This window comes from Tritonibacter sp. SIMBA_163, from assembly GCF_046535935.1.
GTDB classification, from domain to species: domain Bacteria; phylum Pseudomonadota; class Alphaproteobacteria; order Rhodobacterales; family Rhodobacteraceae; genus Epibacterium; species Epibacterium scottomollicae.
In genome coordinates, this window is sequence record NZ_JAWJBP010000100.1 from 1 (window position 1) to 549 (window position 549).

Annotated in this window: 1 pseudogene; it reads left to right on the forward strand. The window is 56.1% G+C overall.

Going from position 1 to position 549, the window contains the following annotated elements:
• Positions 1–549: pseudogene (locus tag R0J92_RS21600) on the forward strand (DDE-type integrase/transposase/recombinase); the annotation flags it as partial.

The window sequence follows — 549 nt, forward strand, 5'->3', positions numbered from 1 at the left end:
CTGGCTGGAACGCCTGACCACCAACAAACGTAGCTGGGGCTTTGGCCTGTGCTTTTTGTATCTGCGCAATGTCCAAGACTATGGATGGAACCGCAAACGTGTCTACCGGATCTACTGCGAGCTTGCGCTGAACCTGCGGATCAAGCCGAAGAAACGGCTGAAGCGCGACAAGCCGGAACCGCTGCCGGTGCCTGACAGGCCCAATGAGACTTGGTCGATGGATTTTATGGCCGATCAGCTTGCAGACGGCCGGTCGATCCGGACGTTGAATGTACTGGATGACTTCAATCGCGAGGTTTTGGCCATAGAAGTCGGCTTTTCGTTGCCTGCTGAACGCGTCGTGCGCAGTTTGAACCAGATCATTGAATGGCGCGGTCAACCTCAGGCAATTCGCGTCGACAACGGGCCCGAATATGTCAGTGGACAAGCTGATCGAGTGGGCCAAGAAACGCAACGTTCGGCTGGAATACACCCAACCCGGCAAGCCACAGCAGAACGCTTACATCGAGCGCTATAACCGCACCGTTCCTGGCGAATGGCTGGGGCAAT